This window comes from Sphingobium sp. LB126 (assembly GCF_002795205.1).
Classification (GTDB): domain Bacteria; phylum Pseudomonadota; class Alphaproteobacteria; order Sphingomonadales; family Sphingomonadaceae; genus Sphingobium; species Sphingobium chungbukense.
Genome location: NZ_NETV01000001.1, coordinates 158,864 through 175,673 on the forward strand (window position 1 = coordinate 158,864; position 16,810 = coordinate 175,673).

Genomic DNA, 16,810 nt, shown 5'->3' on the forward strand with positions numbered 1-16,810 from the left:
GCAATAGGAGCAATCGGTAAATATTCGGGAAACGACATTTCCCGATTCCGATACATAATAGATAAAATATCAGCCGATCAGAAACGGTTATCCCGCGGGAATCCGGTGGGCGGCATCCGGCCCGCGGCACCGCGGGCCACACGCCATGGCGTCATGTCCGCCTCCGTCCGCGTCCGCCCCGTCTCGCCACCCATGGTCCAGCTCAGGCCATCGGACAGGCGGAAGGCGATCGCATCGGACAGGCCGCCATCGCGATAACGCTGCATCTGCACGCCCTGCCCGCGCGCCATGCGCGGCATTTCGATCAGGGAAAACACCAGCAGCTTGCGGTTCTCGCCCACCACCGCGACGCTATCGGCTTCCGACGCGATCGGGTGCACGACGCTCAGCTTCGCGCCCGTTCGCACATTGACGACCTGCTTGCCCTTGCGCGTTTCGGCGATCACATCGGCCACCGCTGCCACGAAGCCGCGACCGTCCGACGACGCCAGCAACAGTTCGCCGCCCGTCCGCGCGGGCATCAAGGCAACGATATTGCCGGTCCCGTCCATATCGACCAGCGACCGCACCGGATCGCCGAAACCGCGCCCACCCGGCAGCTTGTCCGCGCCCAGGGTGAAGATGCGCCCCGTCTCGGTCGCCAGCAGCAGCTTGTCGGTCGTCTGCGCGTGGAAGGCGATCATCGGACCGTCGCCTTCCTTGAACTTCAGCGTATCGGCCGAAGCAAGGTCACGATGCCCGCTCATCGCCCTGATCCAGCCGCGCTCGGACAGGATGACGGTGATCGGTTCCTTCTCGATCATCGCCTCCAGCGGAATTTCCCGCGCCGGCGCCGCCTCCTCGACCAGAGTGCGCCGCTTGCCGAATTCGCTCTCCGGCGAATAGCGCTTGCGCAGGTCCGCCAGATCCTTCTTCAGCCGCGTCCGCTGCCGCGCCGGGCTTTCGACCAGCTTGGTCAGCTCGTCGCGTTCCTTGAGCAATTCCGAATGTTCGCGCCGCAGCTCCATTTCCTCCAGCTTGCGCAAGCTGCGCAGCCGCATGTTGAGGATCGCCTCGGCCTGCCGGTCGTTGAGGCCGAATTCGGCCATCATCACTTCCTTCGGCTCATCCTCGGTCCGGATGATCTCGATCACCCGGTCGAGGTTCAGATAGGCGATGATATAGCCGTCGAGCAGCTCCAGCCGCGCCGCGATCTTCTCCAGCCGGTGCTGCGCGCGCTTCACCAGCACGTCGATCTGGTGCTTCAGCCATTCGACCAGCACCGTCTTGAGGCCCAACACCCGTGGCGTGCGCGTCGCGTCCAGCACGTTCAGGTTCAGCGGGAAACGGTTTTCCAGATCGGTCAGCCGGAACAGGCTGTCCATCAGCACATCGGGATCGACAGTGCGGGCGCGCGGTTCGATGACGATGCGGATGAGTTCATCGCTCTCGTCGCGCACATCGGCCAGGATCGGCAGCTTCTTGTCGTTGATCAGCGCCGCGATCTGCTCGATCAGCTTGGATTTCTGCACCTGGAAGGGGATTTGGGTGACCACCGCGACCCAGGTGCCGCGTCCGCCATCCTCCTTGTGCCAGCGCGCGCGGGTTCGAAACGATCCCCGCCCCGTCGCATAAGCCTCTGAAATAATGGAAGGACTGTCCACCAGGACGCCGCCGGTAGGAAAGTCCGGCCCACGCACGATCTGCATCAGGTCGGCATGTTCGGCATCGGGATTGTCGATCAGCAGGCTGGCCGCATCGATCAGTTCCGACACATTATGCGGCGGGATGCTGGTCGCCATGCCGACCGCGATGCCGCTGGCGCCGTTGGCCAGCAGGTTGGGGAACAGGCCGGGGAAAACCTCCGGCTCCTGGTCCTCGCCATTATAGGTCGGGCGGAATTCGACGGTGCCCTCGTCCAGCCCCGCCATCAGGTCGGCGGCCGCCTGCGTCAGCCGCGCCTCGGTATAGCGCATCGCCGCCGCATTATCGCCGTCGATATTGCCGAAATTGCCCTGCCCGTCGACCAGCGGCGTGCGCAGCGAGAAATCCTGCGCCAGGCGCACCATCGCGTCATAGACCGACGCGTCGCCATGCGGGTGGTATTTGCCGATGACGTCGCCCACGACGCGGGCGCATTTCTTGTAGGAGGTGGTGTTGCGCGCCGGATTGGCGACCAGCACGTCGGGCGACGCACCGCCCGGCTCCATCCGCAGCAACCGCATCGCCCAGAGCAGCCGGCGATGCACCGGTTTCAACCCGTCGCGCAGGTCCGGCAGCGATCGCGCCGTGATCGTCGACAGCGCATAGACGAGATAGCGCTGGGACAGCGCATCGTCGAACGGGTGATCCTTGATAGCGTCGAACGGGTCGCGAAAATCGGTCATCGGGATCGGAATAGCAGCGCCGCGACAAAACGGAAACGAAGTTTAGCGCGGCAGGTAACGCCCGTCCGGATCGGCCGCGATTTCCCGCGCGAACTCGGCGCTGATCCAGTCGCGAAAGGCCTTCACCTTGGGCGTGTTGCGCGCATGGGGCGGATAGGCCACCCAATAGCTTGCCCGTTCCCGTACATAGGATGGCACCGCTTCCACCAGCAGGCCCGCCTCGACCTCCGCCTTCCAGAGGAACAGGTTGACGATGGCGACGCCCTGCCCCGCCATGGCCGCGCGCCCCTCCATCACCTGGGAATCGAGCGCGATCCCCGGTGGCAGCGCGTCGCCATCGCCCTCCACCGCCATCGCGGCAAACCATTCATGCCACCACATGTCGTCGGGCGAGAGGCGCAGCATGGCATGAAGCGCCCGCGCATCGTCGATCGGTCCATTTTCGGCCAGCCAGCCCGGACTGCACAGCGGCGCCAGCCGGTTATGGGTGAGCAGCTTCGCCTCGACGCCCGGCCAGTCGCCCTGCCCGCCCCGCACCGCGACATCCACGCCGTCGCGGGCGAAATCCACCACCCGGTCGGTCGCATCGATCCTGACCGCCAGCCCCGGCTGCCGCATCTGGAACGCCCCGATCCGCGGCGCCAGCCAGAGATGGGCGAAACTGCTGGAACAACTGATCGTCAGCACCGTGGAATGATCCTGCGTCAGCGCAGCGAAACCCTGCCGCATCTGGTCGAAGGCACGGGTGAGGACGGACGCGATCTCCCGCCCCTTGTCGGTCAGCGCCACCTTGCGCCCCGCCCGTTGGAACAGGCTGAGGCCCAGCCGCTCCTCCAGCAACTTCACCTGATAACTGACGGCCGCCTGCGTCATCCCCAATTCCTGCGCGGCGGCGGTGAAATTCTCCAGCCTTGCCGCGGCCTCGAACACGCGAACGGCGGAAAGCGGGGGCAGCTGGCTCATGCGCTTTTCATAAGCCAGCCTTATATGTCTCGTCCAGCCTTTTATTGGCATCCGCTACGGAAACACGGCAAAAGCATAACAGCGAAACGACAATCAATTCGCGATTACATTCATGGAAAAAGGACCCCGTCATGCGTTCGTCTGACGATGCTCGTCTGCGCCAGCAATTCCACGCCGAAAGTCATGAACGACCCTTCGGCATCCTCGCCGCCATCATGCAGCCCTTCTGCACCCTTCACCGCATCGCCTGGTCCGCGCCATGGGCAGAGCAACGGCGATGAAGTCCCGGAAAAGCGACGAGGCGCAATCGAGGGGACTTGCACAATCCACGGCATCCGCCACTTTGCGCCCGTGCCCGATTCCCATCTTTCCCCTCTTCCCGATCTACCCGTTCCGCCACCCGCGCTCTTGAAGGGGGCGGCGCTGTTCCTCGATTTCGACGGCACGCTCGCTCCCATTGCGGATACGCCGGACGGGGTGGTCGTGGACGAAGAATTGCTCGTCCTGCTCGGCCAGCTTCGCGATCGCCTGGACGGGCGCCTGGCCATCGTCAGCGGTCGTTCGGTGGCAACGCTGCGCGACCTCGGTTTTGCGGCCTTTCTGCTTGCGGGAACGCACGGCCTGGAATTCGCGGAGCCGGACGCCCCCGTCGAAGCACCCGCCCGCCTGCCCGCCATCAACGAGGCGGAAGCCGCCTTCCAGACCTTCGCCGCGGGCAAGTCCGGCGTCCTGGTCGAACGCAAGACGATCAGCGTCGGCCTTCATTTCCGTGGAGCCCCGCAATGGGGCACGGCCGCCGGCGACCTGGCCACGGCATTGGCGGAACAACTCGGACTGGCTGTGCAACCCGGCAAGATGCTTTACGAATTGCGTCCCGGCGGCGCCGACAAGGGCAGCGCCGTCCAGGCCCTCATGCAACGCCGGCCCATGGCCGGCGGCACACCGGTCTTCATCGGCGACGATATCACGGATGAGGAAGGTTTTGCCGCGGCGCGCGAACTGGGCGGCGCGGGCATTCTGGTCGGCGTGCCCAGACCGACGCTCGCCGCATTCTCTTTGGAACAGGTTGCCGCCGTCAGGCATTATCTTGCGCAGGGGGTCGCTGCGACCGGCTGATCGGATGGTCCGGCGTCCTCTGTCGTGCACGAACAAGGGGGATTGACCGATCACCACGCAGAAGAAAGAAATTCCCGCCGGGAATGAGCGCACGCTCGACCTGTGGCCGATCGGCAATTGCCAGGCCTCCGCGCTGATCGATCGTGCCGGCCGCATGGTCTGGGCCTGCGTCCCGCGCGTGGACGGCGACCCGGTTTTTTCCGCCCTCCTCGACGATGAGGCTTGGGAAGCCCCGGATGCGCGTGGTTTCTGGGCGATCGAACTGGAAAATTGCGCGAAGATCGAGCAGTATTATGTGCGCAACACCCCGGTCCTGGTTACGCGCCAGACCGATGCGCAGGGCAATGCCGTCGAGTTCTACGATTTCTGCCCACGCCATAAGCATCAAGGGCGCATGTACCGCCCCGTCGCCTTCGCCCGGGTGGTACGCCCCGTGGCGGGCAGCCCGCGCATCCGCGTCCGGCTGCGCCCCACGACCAGTTGGCATTCGGAAAAGGTGCCGATCAGCTACGGCTCCAACCATATCCGGCTGGTTCTGTCCTATATGGCGATGCGCGTGTCGACCAATGCGCCCATCGGCCTCATATCCCAGGAAAGCTGGTTCCGTCTGGAACATGACATGCATTTCTTCATGGGACCGGATGAGAGTTTTTCCGATGCCCTGCGCCCCGCTGTCGAGCGGATGCTGGACGACACGATCCATGAATGGCAGGTCTGGGTGCGCGGCCTCGCCATACCCGCCGAATGGCAAGAGGCCGTCATCCGCTCCGCCATCACGCTCAAGCTCTGCCAGCATGAGGAAACCGGCGCGATCGTCGCGGCGCTGACCACCAGCATCCCCGAACATGCGGATTCGGGACGGAACTGGGACTATCGCTACTGCTGGATCAGGGACGCTTACTACACGGTCGAGGCACTCAACCGGCTGGGCGCCCTCGACGTGCTGGAAAGCTACCTCGTCTATCTCCGCAATATCGTCGACGGTGCCAGAGGGGGGCATATCCAGCCACTCTACGACGTACGCGGCAATGCCACGCTGGAGGAACGCGAAGCCGCCTGCCTGCCCGGCTATCGCGGCATGGGGCCGGTGCGTGTCGGCAATGCCGCCTATTCCCAGGTCCAGCACGACGCTTATGGCCAGATCGTCCTGTCCTCCGTCCAGGGCTTCATAGATCAACGCCTGCTGCGCATGGCAGGCCTATCGGATTTTGAAGCGCTGGAGGTGGTGGGCGAACGCGCCTGGCAGGTCTATGACCAGCCCGACGCGGGCCTGTGGGAATTGCGTACCCGCGCCCATGTCCACAGCTACAGCGCGGTCATGTGCTGGGCGGCCTGTGATCGGCTGTCCCATGCCGCCGCCGCCATGGGCCTGGCCGAAAGGGAGACCTATTGGCACGAACGGGCAGAACTGATGAAGGCCCGCATCCTGCAATCGGCCTGGCGGTCCGGCAGCAACGCCATCTCCGCCACCTTCGAGGATGACGCCCGCGATGCATCACTGCTCCAGCTGCTCGACCTGCGTTTCCTGACCGCCGACAATCCCATGTTCGTGGGAACGCTGAAAGCGCTGGAGAAGGACCTGCGGCGCGGCAACAACATGCTCCGATACAGCACACCGGACGATTTCGGGGAGCCGGTCACCGCCTTCAATGTCTGCACCTTCTGGCTGATCGAGGCATTGCACCGCACGGGTCGCACCGAAGAAGCCCGTTCCCTGTTCGAGGAAATGCTCTCCCGCCGCACCGCCGCTGGTCTGCTGTCCGAAGACATCGACCCGGTCAGCGGGGAATTATGGGGGAACTATCCCCAAACCTACTCATTGGTCGGCATCATCAACTGCGCCGTGCTCTTGAGCAAACCATGGAGCGTGATGCGATGAATTGCTTGGCGTGGAGGTGCTTCGCATGAGCCGGCTGATAGTCATTTCCAACCGGGTCAGCCGCCCCAGCAAGACGGGTGCCCAGGGCGGCCTGGCCGTGGCGCTGTCGCAGGCGCTGCGCGAAAGCCGGGGCATCTGGGTCGGCTGGTCGGGCGAGGTCACGGAAAATTTCACCGGCCAGATCGGATTTGCCGAGGATGATGGCGTCAAGACGGCCACCATCGATCTGGAAGAACAGGATGTCGACGAATATTATAATGGCTATGCGAACAAGACGCTCTGGCCGCTGTTTCACTTCCGCATAGACCTGGCCGAATATGAACGCGATTTCGAGGGTGGTTATAATCGCGTCAACCAGCGTTTCGCCGACACCACCAGCCCGCTGATCGAGCCGGAAGATGTCATCTGGGTTCAGGATTATCACATGATTCCCCTGGGTCAGATGCTGCGCGACCGGGGGCATCAGAACCGGATGGGTTTCTTTCTGCACATCCCCTGGCCGCCGACGCGCCTGCTGGTATCGTTGCCCCACCACAGCAAGCTGGTGCAGACGCTGTTCGCCTATGATGTGGTCGGGTTCCATACGGAGGAATGGCTGGAATCCTTCCGCCATTATATTGAGCGCGAAATGGGCGGCAGCGTCGACGGCGACTATGTGACGCTGGGCGATCGGACGATCCAGGCGGTCGCCTGCCCGATCGGCATCAACGCGCAGGAATTCGCCAATGCCGCGGTCAGCGACCCGGCCAAGGACATGTATGAGAAGGTCCGCCGGTCGCTTCAGGACCGCTCGATGATCGTCGGCGTCGATCGGCTCGACTATAGCAAGGGGCTGGAGGAGCGGTTCAACGGCTATGCCCGCTTCCTGAAGGACCATCCCGAACAGCATCGCAATGTCGTGCTGACCCAGATCGCACCGCCTTCACGCGGCGAGGTGGAGAGCTACCAGCAGATCCGCGCCACGCTGGATGCGATCGCAGGCCGTATCAACGGCGAATATAGCGATGTCGACTGGACCCCGATCCGTTACGTCAACCAGGGTTATCCGCGCGACAAGCTGGCGGGCATCTATCGCGCCGCGCGGATCGGACTGGTCACACCGCTGCGCGACGGCATGAACCTGGTCGCCAAGGAATATGTCGCGGCGCAATCGCCGGAGGACCCAGGCGTCCTCATCCTGTCGCGCTTCGCTGGCGCGGCCATGCAGCTCAAGGACGCGCTGCTCATCAATCCCTATAGTCCCGAAGAAATGTCCGACGCCATCAACCGCGCCTTGTCCATGCCGCTCGACGAGCGCAAGCGGCGTTGGCGCGCGATGATGGACTGCGTCGAGGCGCAGGACATCAGTTGGTGGCGGGAAAGCTTCACGTCCCGGCTGATGGCGGTGGATCGCAATGACGAGAAGAAACCGCAGGCGGAGCCGGCATAAGACCGGGCTTCCCTTTCCGTCGCCCGCCGTTACCATGGCCTCATCATGGAAGATGAGGATGAACCGCGCGGCCCGATCGCCGCCCTCCGTGCCCGTTCAGGGGTGATTTTCGGCGTGATCGGGTTGGCGGCCTGGCTGGTGATGGTCTGGTTCATGTTCAAGGACGTGCTGTAGCCCGGCGCTTCCGCCATCCATTTGCACCCCCGCCCCTTTTGGTCTAAGGGCCAGCCCAAGCAGCCCCGGCACCCGCTGATCCTTTCCGATTCGCGTTTGCCGGGGCACATTTCTTTCTTGGGAAGACAGGAACCGCGCATGGCCCGTCGCCGCCAGATCTACGAAGGCAAGGCAAAGATCCTTTATGAAGGCCCCGAACCGGGCACGATCATCCAATATTTCAAGGATGACGCTACCGCCTTCAACGCCCAGAAGAAGGGCACGATCTCTGGCAAGGGCGTCCTCAACAACCGCATTTCCGAGCATATCTTCACCCTGCTCGGCCAGATCGGCGTGCCGACCCACTTCATCCGCCGCCTCAACATGCGCGAACAGCTCGTCCGCCAGGTCGAGATCGTGCCGATCGAGGTCGTCGTGCGCAACGTCGCCGCCGGTTCGCTCAGCAAGAAGCTGGGGATCGAGGAAGGTACGCAACTACCCCGCACGCTCATCGAATATTGCTACAAGGACGATGCGTTGGGCGACCCGCTGGTGTCCGAAGAGCATATCGCCTGCTTCGGCTGGGCCAACCAGGACGAGATGCACGACATCGCCGACATGGCGATCCGCATCAACGACTTCATGTGCGGCCTGTTCGCGGGCATCGGCATCCGCCTCATTGACTTCAAGCTGGAATTCGGCCGGCTGTGGGACGGCGAATATAGCCGCATCATCCTGGCCGACGAGATCAGCCCGGACGGTTGCCGCCTGTGGGACATGGCGACCGGCGAGAAGCTGGACAAGGACCGTTTCCGCCGCGACCTGGGCGGCGAAGTCGAGGCTTATCAGGAAGTCGCCCGCCGCCTCGGTCTCATGCCCGAAGGCGCGGACACCACCGTTCTCGACCTCGACACCCACCGCAAGAAGCGCGGCAAGGATTGACGGTTCGACGCGCTGCTCAGGCGAGCAGCGCGTCCGCCATCAGCTTGATCCCCAGCAACACCATCAGCACATAGATGAGTGTATAGAAACGCGCGGCGTCAACCCGCCGGACCAGCACCACGCCTGCCAAGGTCGCTGCAATGGCCACCGGGATCAACATCGCCGTCGCCATCAGATTGGTTCTGGTGAACTGCCCCAGGGCGGCATAGGCGGGCACCTTCATCCAGTTCATCATGGCAAAGGCGATCGCGGTCGTTCCGACCAGCGTGTCACGGGGCAGGCGTTTCGGCAGCACCCACATCTGGAAAGGCGGTGATCCGGCATGAGCGATCTGGCTGGTGAAACCGCTTGCCACGCCGAACAGCACACCTACCCATCCCGGCGAACCGGACGGCAGCACGATCGCGCCGCCGCGCTCGATCCAGAGACGCTGGAGCCCGAACAGCGTCGAAATCAGCCCCAAAACGCCCAGCACCGCCACTTCGGACACCTGGGCCGCGAAGAAATAGCCGATGGCGACTCCCATAGCCATTCCGGGCAGCATGACCTTCAGGATGTACCGGTCCCAGCTGTGCCGGAATGACCAGACACTGACGACGTCCTGAAGGATCAGGATGGGCAACAGGATCGCCGCTCCCCTGACCGGATCGACTCCCAGCGCCATGATCGGCATGGCCAGCGCGCCGACCCCGGCAAAGCCCCCCTTGGCAAGGCCGGACAGGATCACCGCCGCGATGGCGCAGGCATAATAGAGATATTCCGGATTCATCGCGCCCGGCCTAAAGCAAGACAGGCCGCTGCGGGAGCCGGTTTTTCTGCTGGCCGATGCCGTTCGCCGATCAGCTGTTCGCGCGATAGCCGATCAGTACGCCGAAGGTGAAGGTCGCCAGAAGCGCAAGCTGAACCCGGCCATGGGGATCGTCATAACCCACGATCTGCTGACCGAAGGCGAACAGCCCGACAAACATCGCCAAAGCAAGACCGGCCATGAAAACCCTTTCCTCCACCGGCAGGATAGCGCGCTTGTCGCTAACAAAAGCATAATGCCTTGCTTGCGGGAGCCGAGGATATTAGGGGGTGCGCGAAAGCCTGATTACGGAGTTCCTCGTCCCATGAAAGCCCGCATCTTCGTCACCCTCAAGGGCGGTGTCCTCGACCCGCAGGGCAAGGCGATCCATCATGCGCTGGAAGGCCTTGGCTTTGGCGGCGTCAATGACGTGCGCGCTGGCAAGCTGATCGAGCTGGACCTGGCCGACGGCACCAGTGACGAAGAAATCGACGCCATGTGCCGCAAGCTGCTGGCGAACACGGTGATCGAAAACTACCGCATCGAAAAGGCCTGAGCCATGAAGAGCGCCGTCATCGTCTTTCCGGGCAGCAATTGCGACCGCGACCTCGCCGTGGCGTTCGAGGCGGCGACCGGCGCGAAACCTGCCATGATCTGGCATCGCGACACGGAACTGCCCGACGATCTCGACCTGATCGGCGTGCCGGGCGGCTTTTCCTATGGCGACTATCTGCGCTCCGGCGCGATGGCGGCCCGTTCGCCGGTGATGCAGGCGGTTGCGAAGGCTGCCGAACGCGGCGCCTATGTGCTGGGCATCTGCAACGGCTTTCAGGTGTTAACCGAGAGCGGGCTGCTGCCCGGCGCGCTGCTGCGCAATGCGGGCGGGCATTTCGTATGCCGCGACGTAGCGCTGACGGTTGAAAATGCGCAAAGCGCCTTCACCAGCCGCTATGATGCGGGCGAAGCGATCCGCTTTCCGGTGGCGCATCATGACGGCAATTATTTCGCGGATGCCGATACGCTGGACCGGCTGGAGGGCGAAGGCCGGGTGGCGCTACGCTATACGGAGAGCGTCAACGGGTCGGCGCGGAACATTGCAGGCATCCTGAACGAAGCGGGCAATGTGCTGGGCATGATGCCGCATCCGGAACGTGTGATCGAAGCGGCGCATGGTGCGACCGACGGGCGGCGGCTGTTCGAGGGGCTGGTCGAAGGGTTGCTCGCCCGCGCCTGACCCATCGTCCGGGGTGGGTCAAAAGCGGACATGACACAGGATCAGGAAACCGCGGTTCCCTGACCAAGCGAGCGAGGCCGTGCTTGTGCGCGGAAATCTTATTCCCGACCCGCCCGGATCGCGGCCCCCCCGGCAAAGGGCGTGATCGCCACCAGCAGCAGCGATGCCGCTCCCAGGAATTTGAGCGCCGTACCGCTGCCGTCGCCGAGCGTTCCGGCACCGAAGATCAGTAGCGGCACGGCCAGCGGCAGGGCCAGCAAGCCCGACAGGGCGCCGCTGGATCGCAGTCCCGCCGTCAGCGTCGCCACCAGCAGCCCCAATGCCGCGAGCGCGGGCGTCCCGATCAGCAGGCCCGTTTCCAGCAGGCCGATGGTCGCCGCATCGAGCTTGAGCAAGGCGGCCGCAGGCAGGGTGGCGATCATCAGTGCCGGGCCGAACCCCAGCCAATGCGCGATCAGCCGGGCGAGCACCACCATCTCCTCCCCGATGCCGCGCAGCGCGATCTGGTCGAGCACGCCTGAATCCCGGTCCGGCGCGACCAGCCGGTCGACCGGCAACAGGCTGGCGAGCAGGGCTGCAATCCACAGCATCCCACCGCCGGTCCGCCGTAGCAGCGCCGCATCCGGCCCGACCGCGAAGGGATAAAGGCTCGCCACCAGCAGCAGGAAGGCAACGGGCAGCCAAAGACCGGCCGACTGCCAGGCCTGGCGCAAATCCCGCGTAGCGAGCGTCAGCACGATCCTCACGCGGCCTCCTCCGCCGGGAGATAATCCTGCATCGCCATCACCACCGGCGTCACCAGCGGCAGCGGCTGGTGCGATGCCGCAACGACGATCCCGCCCTTGGCCAGATGTCCCGCCACCGCGTCGCCCAGCAGGGACAGCGCCACATCGTCCAGCCCGTTGCCCGGCTCGTCCAGCAGCCAGATCGGTGCGCCCGATGCGATCACCCGTGCCAGCGCCGCCCGCTTGCGCTGTCCGGTGGAGAGCATCCGCACCGGCACCTGCGCCAGGGAAGCAAGCGCCATGGCCACCATCGCTGCATCCACCGCCTGCGGTGCCGCGCCGTCCAGCCGCGCCCAGAAATCCAGCGCGGCGCGAAGGGGCTGTTCCATGTCCAGCGCCAACCGTTCGTCGGTCAGCGCGACCTTGCCGTGCCGTTCCACCGTGCCCACCGACGCGCGCAACAGACCGGCGCAGATCCGGATAAGGCTCGATTTGCCGATGCCGTTCGGTCCCTTGAGCAAGGCACTACCGCCAGCTTCCATCGCCAGATCGACCCCGCGAAACAGCAGCCGCCCGCCACGCACGCACGCGACACCCGACAGGCGCAACCCTGTCCGGCTCATAAGGTGACCATGTCCTCCAGCACGTGCATATCGAGATCGGACAGGCCGAAATGATGGCCGATTTCATGGACGACCACATGGGTGATCAGCATGTCCAGCGGCACCCCGGTTTCCACCCATTCGTCGAGCAGCGGACGGCGGAACAGATGAATGGACGGCGGCAGATCGCCCGTTTGCGCCGCCTCCCCCACGGGCCGCCCGCTATAAAGGCCGGTCAGGCCGAAGGGATCATCGATCTCCATGTCCTTCAGCACCTGGCTGTCGGCGAATTCCTCGACAAACAGCACGACATTGGACAGATGCGCCCGGAAGGGATCAGGCAGGCGCGACAAGGCGTTCAACGCAAGGGCCTGAATATCCTCGCGACTTGGCGCAAAACGGGGGGGTTGACCGGCATCATCCATGGGACAGACATAAAGCATGTTCCGAATCGTCTGGAAACAGCCGAAAATCGGGAAAGTGGGTTAATGACCCGCACGAATGGAGAAGACGACAAGTGATTGCGAGACTGGATGAGGAAGAACGGGCGCTGGCGCTGCGGGACCTACCCGAATGGACCCCGGTTCAGGAGCCCGAGGGCATCCGCCGGCTATTCATCTTCAAGGATTTCGTGGGCGCCTTCGGTTTCATGACCAAGGTGGCGCTGCTGGCGGAAAGGGCGGACCATCATCCTGAATGGTCGAACGTCTACAACCGGGTGGACATCACGCTCACCACCCATGACGCGGGCGGATTGTCGCGCCGCGACATCGACCTCGCGACGCAGATCGACGCGATCTATTCTTGATCGACCGGGATTTTCAGGCCGGCCGTTGCAAGCCGTTTCCCTGAGCTATTGGGAGGCATTGCCCTCGATCTGGTTCTCATAGCCGCTGAGCGCGGTCATGACGGCCGGATCCTGGGCATAGCGTTCCCGCAAGCGCGCCAGCCGCGCATCCGTTCCGGTGCACAATTCCGCGATATTTTCCTGAAGGAAGGCACGCCGTTCCATGTCATAGGCTTCCTCACCCCGGAAATGGTCGCAACTGTCGCGGTCGACCATGTAGCGGGTCACCTCATCCGGAAAAGGCCGGGGATCGGCGGCGCCGACGGAAGGGGGCAGATCAGGAACATAGGCAGGAGGCGGTATGTTCACGACCGAGGGTTTGATCGGAAGGACCAGGGGTTGATCCGCCATCGCGACCGGCGGGGTTTCCTCCATCTTGGCCGGCACTTGCCGCTTGCCGGTCACGGTGGGATCGATATCCGGCAGAATATGCGTGGACTGGGAACCGGGCGCGACTGCGCCGGACGGCCCAACCTCCGAAAAGGCCGCGGCATCGACCTGCTCCTGCGGCCCCGCGCCGGCGTGATCGCCGGAGGCAGGCGAGCAGCCGGCGGCCAGCACCAGCATCATCGTCGGAAACAGCTTCTTCCCCGCGCTCACCCGATCTCCTCCCGCAAACTGGCGATCAGGTCCGCGGCATGGGTCAGCCGCTTCTCTTCCTCGTCGAGGATCGCCAGGAAAGCGGTCCGCCTATAGTGGCCCACCATCTCCTGCGAAAGACGGTTTGCCGCGGGTAATGCCGAAATCACGATATCCAGTAGCCGTTCCACCCCATGGAGCCGCCCCCATAGATAGTCATTCTCCCGATAGGCGCGGCTGAAGAAGGCGCCGAAATTGTTGAATTCTATGCCTTTCAGCGTCGCTTCCGCCCCGCCGGGCCGAATCGCACTGCAATCTTCGGGCGATATGCGGTCGACCTTGACCGGGTCATATTCGTCCATGGCGTGGCCCTGGAGCAACGGCAGGGTGGCGATATCGTAGAAGGGAAAGCCAAGATAGGCGAGCAGCATGGTCCGCCGTGCCGCCTTGGGCAGGGCGGCCATCGCATCGGCCAGCATCATGTCCGCCGCCTCATCCCGCTCCCGCAGTTGCATCCGCGCCGCGATCGCCTCCAACGCGGCGCCGGCATCGTTGGGCACCTCGCGCGCCGCAGCCTTGATGTCCCCATTGTAGAAGTCGATGCCCTGGCACTCGGTATAGTGCGAGAGCGCGGCATAGATCGCGTCGTGCATCTTCTGGATGAGGGCGTCGTCCGTGGTCGCGTCCACCTCCAGCGTTTCGGCCAGGCGCCGTGCCAGAAAGCGCAAGCGGCGTATGCGGAAGGGGAGATCATATCGGCGGAAGAAACCGACCGGAGCGGAAGCGGGGCCGACGTCCTCGGTCAACCGGTCCGCCCCGGTCGCACGCACATGGCTCCACAGCGCCTGACGATAGCTTTCCCGCATCAGCGGGCTTTCCTCGCCGCTCAGGCGGAAAAGCAGATCTGCCAGATCCTCGACGATGCCGGACAGCTTGAGATGCCCATAGGCGGGAAAGGCGAAGCCCGCCGAATTGGCCGCGCGTTGCTGTGCCTTGCTGCGCCAGGCAGACAGGCGAGCGGGCGTGGGACGGTCAAGGAACAGCATGCCGCCGACCGCGCCCTCCACCTCCGCCTCGATGCCGGGACGCAGCGCGTTCAATATGCGCACCATGCGTCGGATGCGCCCGCTGTGGCGATCTATGGCCTCCAGATTGTCGCGGATCGGCTGTTCGCGGGGAATATCGCTGAGGGCACCGAAAATGGTACGGAAGAAACCGGGCAACGGCGCATCCTCCCCCGTCGGCACGGCCTCTCCCTGGCGGTTGAGCTGGATGGAGCGATGGCCCGGCTTGGGATCGATATAGACGAAGCGCCGGTCGACCTCCCTCCGTGAGGGCCGGTTCCTGAGAGCGCCGATCGCCTGGGCGAAGGGGGCGTTGGCCAGCACCGATCCGTCGATCAGCACCGCGTCCTCCGCCCTCCCCTGCGCGGCATGGCGGGGCAAGGCGCGGGCAAGGAAGGCATCGCGCGTCGGCCAGGCGCGGTGGCGGCGTTTGAGCACCCGGTCCAGTTCGCGCACGGTGAAGGGGGGAAAGGCGCCGGGAAAGCTGGCCGTCGCCCGCGCCGCGAAGACCAGTTCGGCAGGATCGGCGAAGCTCCGGGCCTGCCCATTGCTCTTGGGGCCGCGCGCGCGAAAGCCGATGGAGAGGCGATGCTCCGTCTCCACCACCTGGGGCGGGCTGTTGAGGGTCAGGCTTTGCGGATGTCCCTCGAAATCCGTGACGGTGACGAACAGGTCGAGCGGATGGCCGGCGGGCAGAAGTGCGGGACCGCGTCCGGTCGCCTCCATCGCGTCGAAGGCGTCGAGGATCATCGCGGTGAATATCTCTCCGCCGAAGGGTGGCTCGAACCAGCGCGAACGGATGAAATGCGACAGCTTGTGGCGCACCTCCTCCCGCGTGTCGGGGGCGACCGTGCGCTCCACCGTGTCGCCCGGATGCCGCGCCGCCATCCAGACGAGCGGCGTCGCCCAGATCTTGGTGATGCGCCGGGCGGGGCGGGCGTCGGGGTCCAACAGCTTCTCGACATCGGCATTGTCCAGCCACATGTCGGTCAGCGGATCGAGCGATTGTCCCGTCTCGATCGCCTGCGCCAGGAAGATGCCGTTGATCCCGCCCGCGCTCGCCCCCGCGATGATGTCGGGCATGACGCGCAGTCTGACGCCGCCGGTCAATTCCAGTTCCTCCAGCAACCGCCGATAGACCGCCTCGCTGCTGTTCCCCGACGGCTCGCCATCGTGGAAAGCCCGGCTGGCCCGCGCGAGATGCCAGATTTCCTTGGTGATGCCGTGCATGTAGACGGCCAGGCTGATCCCGCCATAGCAGACCAGTGCGAGCCTGAGTTCCCGCTCTTTCATGGGCTTGAGAGTTGCAGAGCAAGATCGACTTGTCGAGAGGAAGTCAGGATAGTTTGAACTCCGCCCAGATCGGCAGATGGTCCGAAGCACGCCGCGCCGCCGCGCTTTCATGCACGCCGCTGTCGACCAGCTTCAACTGCCCGCAATGCATGATCCGGTCGAGCCGGGCCACCGGGCGCCGCGCGTGAAAGGACCGCCCACATGGCGCGAAATGGTAATGCCGGGCGAAATCGGCTAGGCAACCGCGTTCCGCGCTCCATTCGTTGAGGTCGCCCATCAGCACGGTCGGCATGGCATGGCGCAGGCCCGCCGCATGGATGACCGCCGCCGCCTGCTTGCGCCGCCATAGACCCGACAGGTCCAGATGCATGCCGAATATGCGCAGGCTCGCCTTGCCAAGATTCACCTCCGCCATGGTCGCGCCGCGCGGCTCCAGGCACGGAAGGTGCAGCACATCATGCGCGCCGATCTCCGCCTCCTTGCGCACCAGGATCGCATTGCCGTGCCAGCCCATCGAATCGACATGGACGTTGAGCGGAACGGGCTTGTAGGGGCTGATGCTTTCCAGCAGCCAGGGCGGCAGCGCCGCGGACCGTATCCCGAACCGCCGATCCGCTTCCTGCAAGGCGATGATGTCGGCATCCAGTTCGTTCAGCACGTCGATCACCCGTTCGGGTACGCGGCGGCGGTCGGTGCCTATGGCTTTGCGAATATTGTAACTGGCGACGCGAATGGTCTTCATGGCGAAACAATGCGCCACTGCGCGCCCGGTTTCCATGGGAAGATGCAAAGAGGATTTGTGTTCCACATATGTTCTGATATGCGTGCGCC

General features: G+C 64.3%; 19 protein-coding genes. 9 read left to right on the forward strand and 10 right to left on the reverse strand.

The annotated features are described in order from the left end of the window. Positions 1-77 precede the first annotated feature (77 nt). Together parC and CAF53_RS00805 are read right to left on the reverse strand one after the other, a co-directional pair. Positions 78-2,366 (reverse strand): DNA topoisomerase IV subunit A, encoded by a 2,289-nt coding sequence (gene parC / locus CAF53_RS00800; RefSeq protein ID WP_100236994.1) that lies wholly within the window; start codon positions 2,364-2,366, stop codon positions 78-80. Between the two features lie 42 nt (positions 2,367-2,408). After that, positions 2,409-3,329, reverse strand: coding sequence for a LysR substrate-binding domain-containing protein (locus CAF53_RS00805; RefSeq protein ID WP_197707322.1), 921 nt, complete (start codon positions 3,327-3,329; stop codon positions 2,409-2,411). A 131-nt stretch (positions 3,330-3,460) separates the two neighbouring features. Between CAF53_RS00805 and CAF53_RS27450 the strand changes: the two genes are divergently transcribed. The 6 genes from CAF53_RS27450 (at position 3,461) to purC (ending at position 8,848) form a co-directional block, all read left to right on the forward strand. After that, positions 3,461-3,610: a hypothetical protein gene (locus tag CAF53_RS27450; protein ID WP_197707323.1), complete on the forward strand. Its 150-nt coding sequence runs from the start codon at positions 3,461-3,463 to the stop codon at positions 3,608-3,610. 70 nt (positions 3,611-3,680) lie between these two features. Continuing rightward, the gene (gene otsB / locus CAF53_RS00810) at positions 3,681-4,445 is read left to right on the forward strand and encodes a trehalose-phosphatase (RefSeq protein WP_100236995.1); all 765 of its coding nucleotides are present in this window, start codon (positions 3,681-3,683) and stop codon (positions 4,443-4,445) included. A gap of 100 nt (positions 4,446-4,545) precedes the next feature. After that, positions 4,546-6,324, forward strand: coding sequence for a glycoside hydrolase family 15 protein (locus CAF53_RS00815; protein WP_277949204.1), 1,779 nt, complete (start codon positions 4,546-4,548; stop codon positions 6,322-6,324). 25 nt (positions 6,325-6,349) lie between these two features. Continuing rightward, positions 6,350-7,753, forward strand: a complete 1,404-nt coding sequence (gene otsA, locus CAF53_RS00820; RefSeq protein ID WP_100238639.1) for an alpha,alpha-trehalose-phosphate synthase (UDP-forming) — start codon at positions 6,350-6,352, stop codon at positions 7,751-7,753. Between the two features lie 45 nt (positions 7,754-7,798). Beyond that, a complete protein-coding gene (locus tag CAF53_RS28995; protein ID WP_269748631.1) occupies positions 7,799-7,927 on the forward strand; it encodes a hypothetical protein in 129 nt (42 codons plus the stop codon). A 138-nt stretch (positions 7,928-8,065) separates the two neighbouring features. Continuing rightward, positions 8,066-8,848 carry a phosphoribosylaminoimidazolesuccinocarboxamide synthase gene (gene purC / locus CAF53_RS00825; protein ID WP_046763085.1) on the forward strand — a complete coding sequence of 261 codons (783 nt, stop codon included), beginning with the start codon at positions 8,066-8,068 and terminating at the stop codon, positions 8,846-8,848. Positions 8,849-8,864: 16 nt separating this feature from the next. Here the strand turns inward: purC and CAF53_RS00830 are convergent, their stop codons facing one another. Then, positions 8,865-9,617, reverse strand: coding sequence for a sulfite exporter TauE/SafE family protein (locus tag CAF53_RS00830; protein ID WP_100236997.1), 753 nt, complete (start codon positions 9,615-9,617; stop codon positions 8,865-8,867). A gap of 70 nt (positions 9,618-9,687) precedes the next feature. After that, entirely contained in the window at positions 9,688-9,837 is a 150-nt protein-coding gene (locus tag CAF53_RS27455) for a hypothetical protein (RefSeq protein ID WP_197486278.1), read from the reverse strand. 123 nt (positions 9,838-9,960) lie between these two features. Between CAF53_RS27455 and purS the strand changes: the two genes are divergently transcribed. Together purS and purQ are read left to right on the forward strand one after the other, a co-directional pair. Continuing rightward, complete coding sequence (purS, locus tag CAF53_RS00835) at positions 9,961-10,191, forward strand: phosphoribosylformylglycinamidine synthase subunit PurS (protein ID WP_100236998.1); 231 nt, start codon at positions 9,961-9,963, stop codon at positions 10,189-10,191. Between the two features lie 3 nt (positions 10,192-10,194). Further along, a complete protein-coding gene (gene purQ, locus CAF53_RS00840) occupies positions 10,195-10,869 on the forward strand; it encodes a phosphoribosylformylglycinamidine synthase subunit PurQ (RefSeq protein ID WP_100236999.1) in 675 nt (224 codons plus the stop codon). A 98-nt stretch (positions 10,870-10,967) separates the two neighbouring features. On the opposite strand, the gene CAF53_RS00845 is transcribed toward purQ, so the two are convergent. The 3 genes from CAF53_RS00845 to CAF53_RS00855 are packed head-to-tail and all read right to left on the reverse strand — an operon-like array spanning position 10,968 to position 12,639. Next, the gene (locus CAF53_RS00845; RefSeq protein WP_100237000.1) at positions 10,968-11,615 is read right to left on the reverse strand and encodes a heme exporter protein CcmB; all 648 of its coding nucleotides are present in this window, start codon (positions 11,613-11,615) and stop codon (positions 10,968-10,970) included. Then, positions 11,612-12,217, reverse strand: coding sequence for a heme ABC exporter ATP-binding protein CcmA (ccmA, locus tag CAF53_RS00850; RefSeq protein WP_100237001.1), 606 nt, complete (start codon positions 12,215-12,217; stop codon positions 11,612-11,614). The genes CAF53_RS00845 and ccmA overlap by 4 nt, the downstream gene beginning before the upstream one ends. Beyond that, positions 12,214-12,639 (reverse strand): metallopeptidase family protein, encoded by a 426-nt coding sequence (locus tag CAF53_RS00855; RefSeq protein WP_046763091.1) that lies wholly within the window; start codon positions 12,637-12,639, stop codon positions 12,214-12,216. The genes ccmA and CAF53_RS00855 overlap by 4 nt, the downstream gene beginning before the upstream one ends. A 74-nt stretch (positions 12,640-12,713) precedes the next feature. On the opposite strand from CAF53_RS00855, the gene CAF53_RS00860 reads away from it, so the two are divergent. Continuing rightward, positions 12,714-13,004: a 4a-hydroxytetrahydrobiopterin dehydratase gene (locus CAF53_RS00860; RefSeq protein WP_046763092.1), complete on the forward strand. Its 291-nt coding sequence runs from the start codon at positions 12,714-12,716 to the stop codon at positions 13,002-13,004. A gap of 45 nt (positions 13,005-13,049) precedes the next feature. Here the strand turns inward: CAF53_RS00860 and CAF53_RS00865 are convergent, their stop codons facing one another. The 3 genes from CAF53_RS00865 to CAF53_RS00875 are packed head-to-tail and all read right to left on the reverse strand — an operon-like array spanning position 13,050 to position 16,721. Further along, positions 13,050-13,643 carry a hypothetical protein gene (locus CAF53_RS00865; RefSeq protein ID WP_046763093.1) on the reverse strand — a complete coding sequence of 198 codons (594 nt, stop codon included), beginning with the start codon at positions 13,641-13,643 and terminating at the stop codon, positions 13,050-13,052. Further along, positions 13,640-15,979, reverse strand: coding sequence for a patatin-like protein (locus CAF53_RS00870; RefSeq protein WP_100237002.1), 2,340 nt, complete (start codon positions 15,977-15,979; stop codon positions 13,640-13,642). Before CAF53_RS00870 ends, CAF53_RS00865 begins: the two co-directional genes overlap by 4 nt. 43 nt (positions 15,980-16,022) lie before the next feature. Then, positions 16,023-16,721 carry an endonuclease/exonuclease/phosphatase family protein gene (locus CAF53_RS00875; RefSeq protein WP_197707324.1) on the reverse strand — a complete coding sequence of 233 codons (699 nt, stop codon included), beginning with the start codon at positions 16,719-16,721 and terminating at the stop codon, positions 16,023-16,025. Positions 16,722-16,810: the final 89 nt, after the last annotated feature.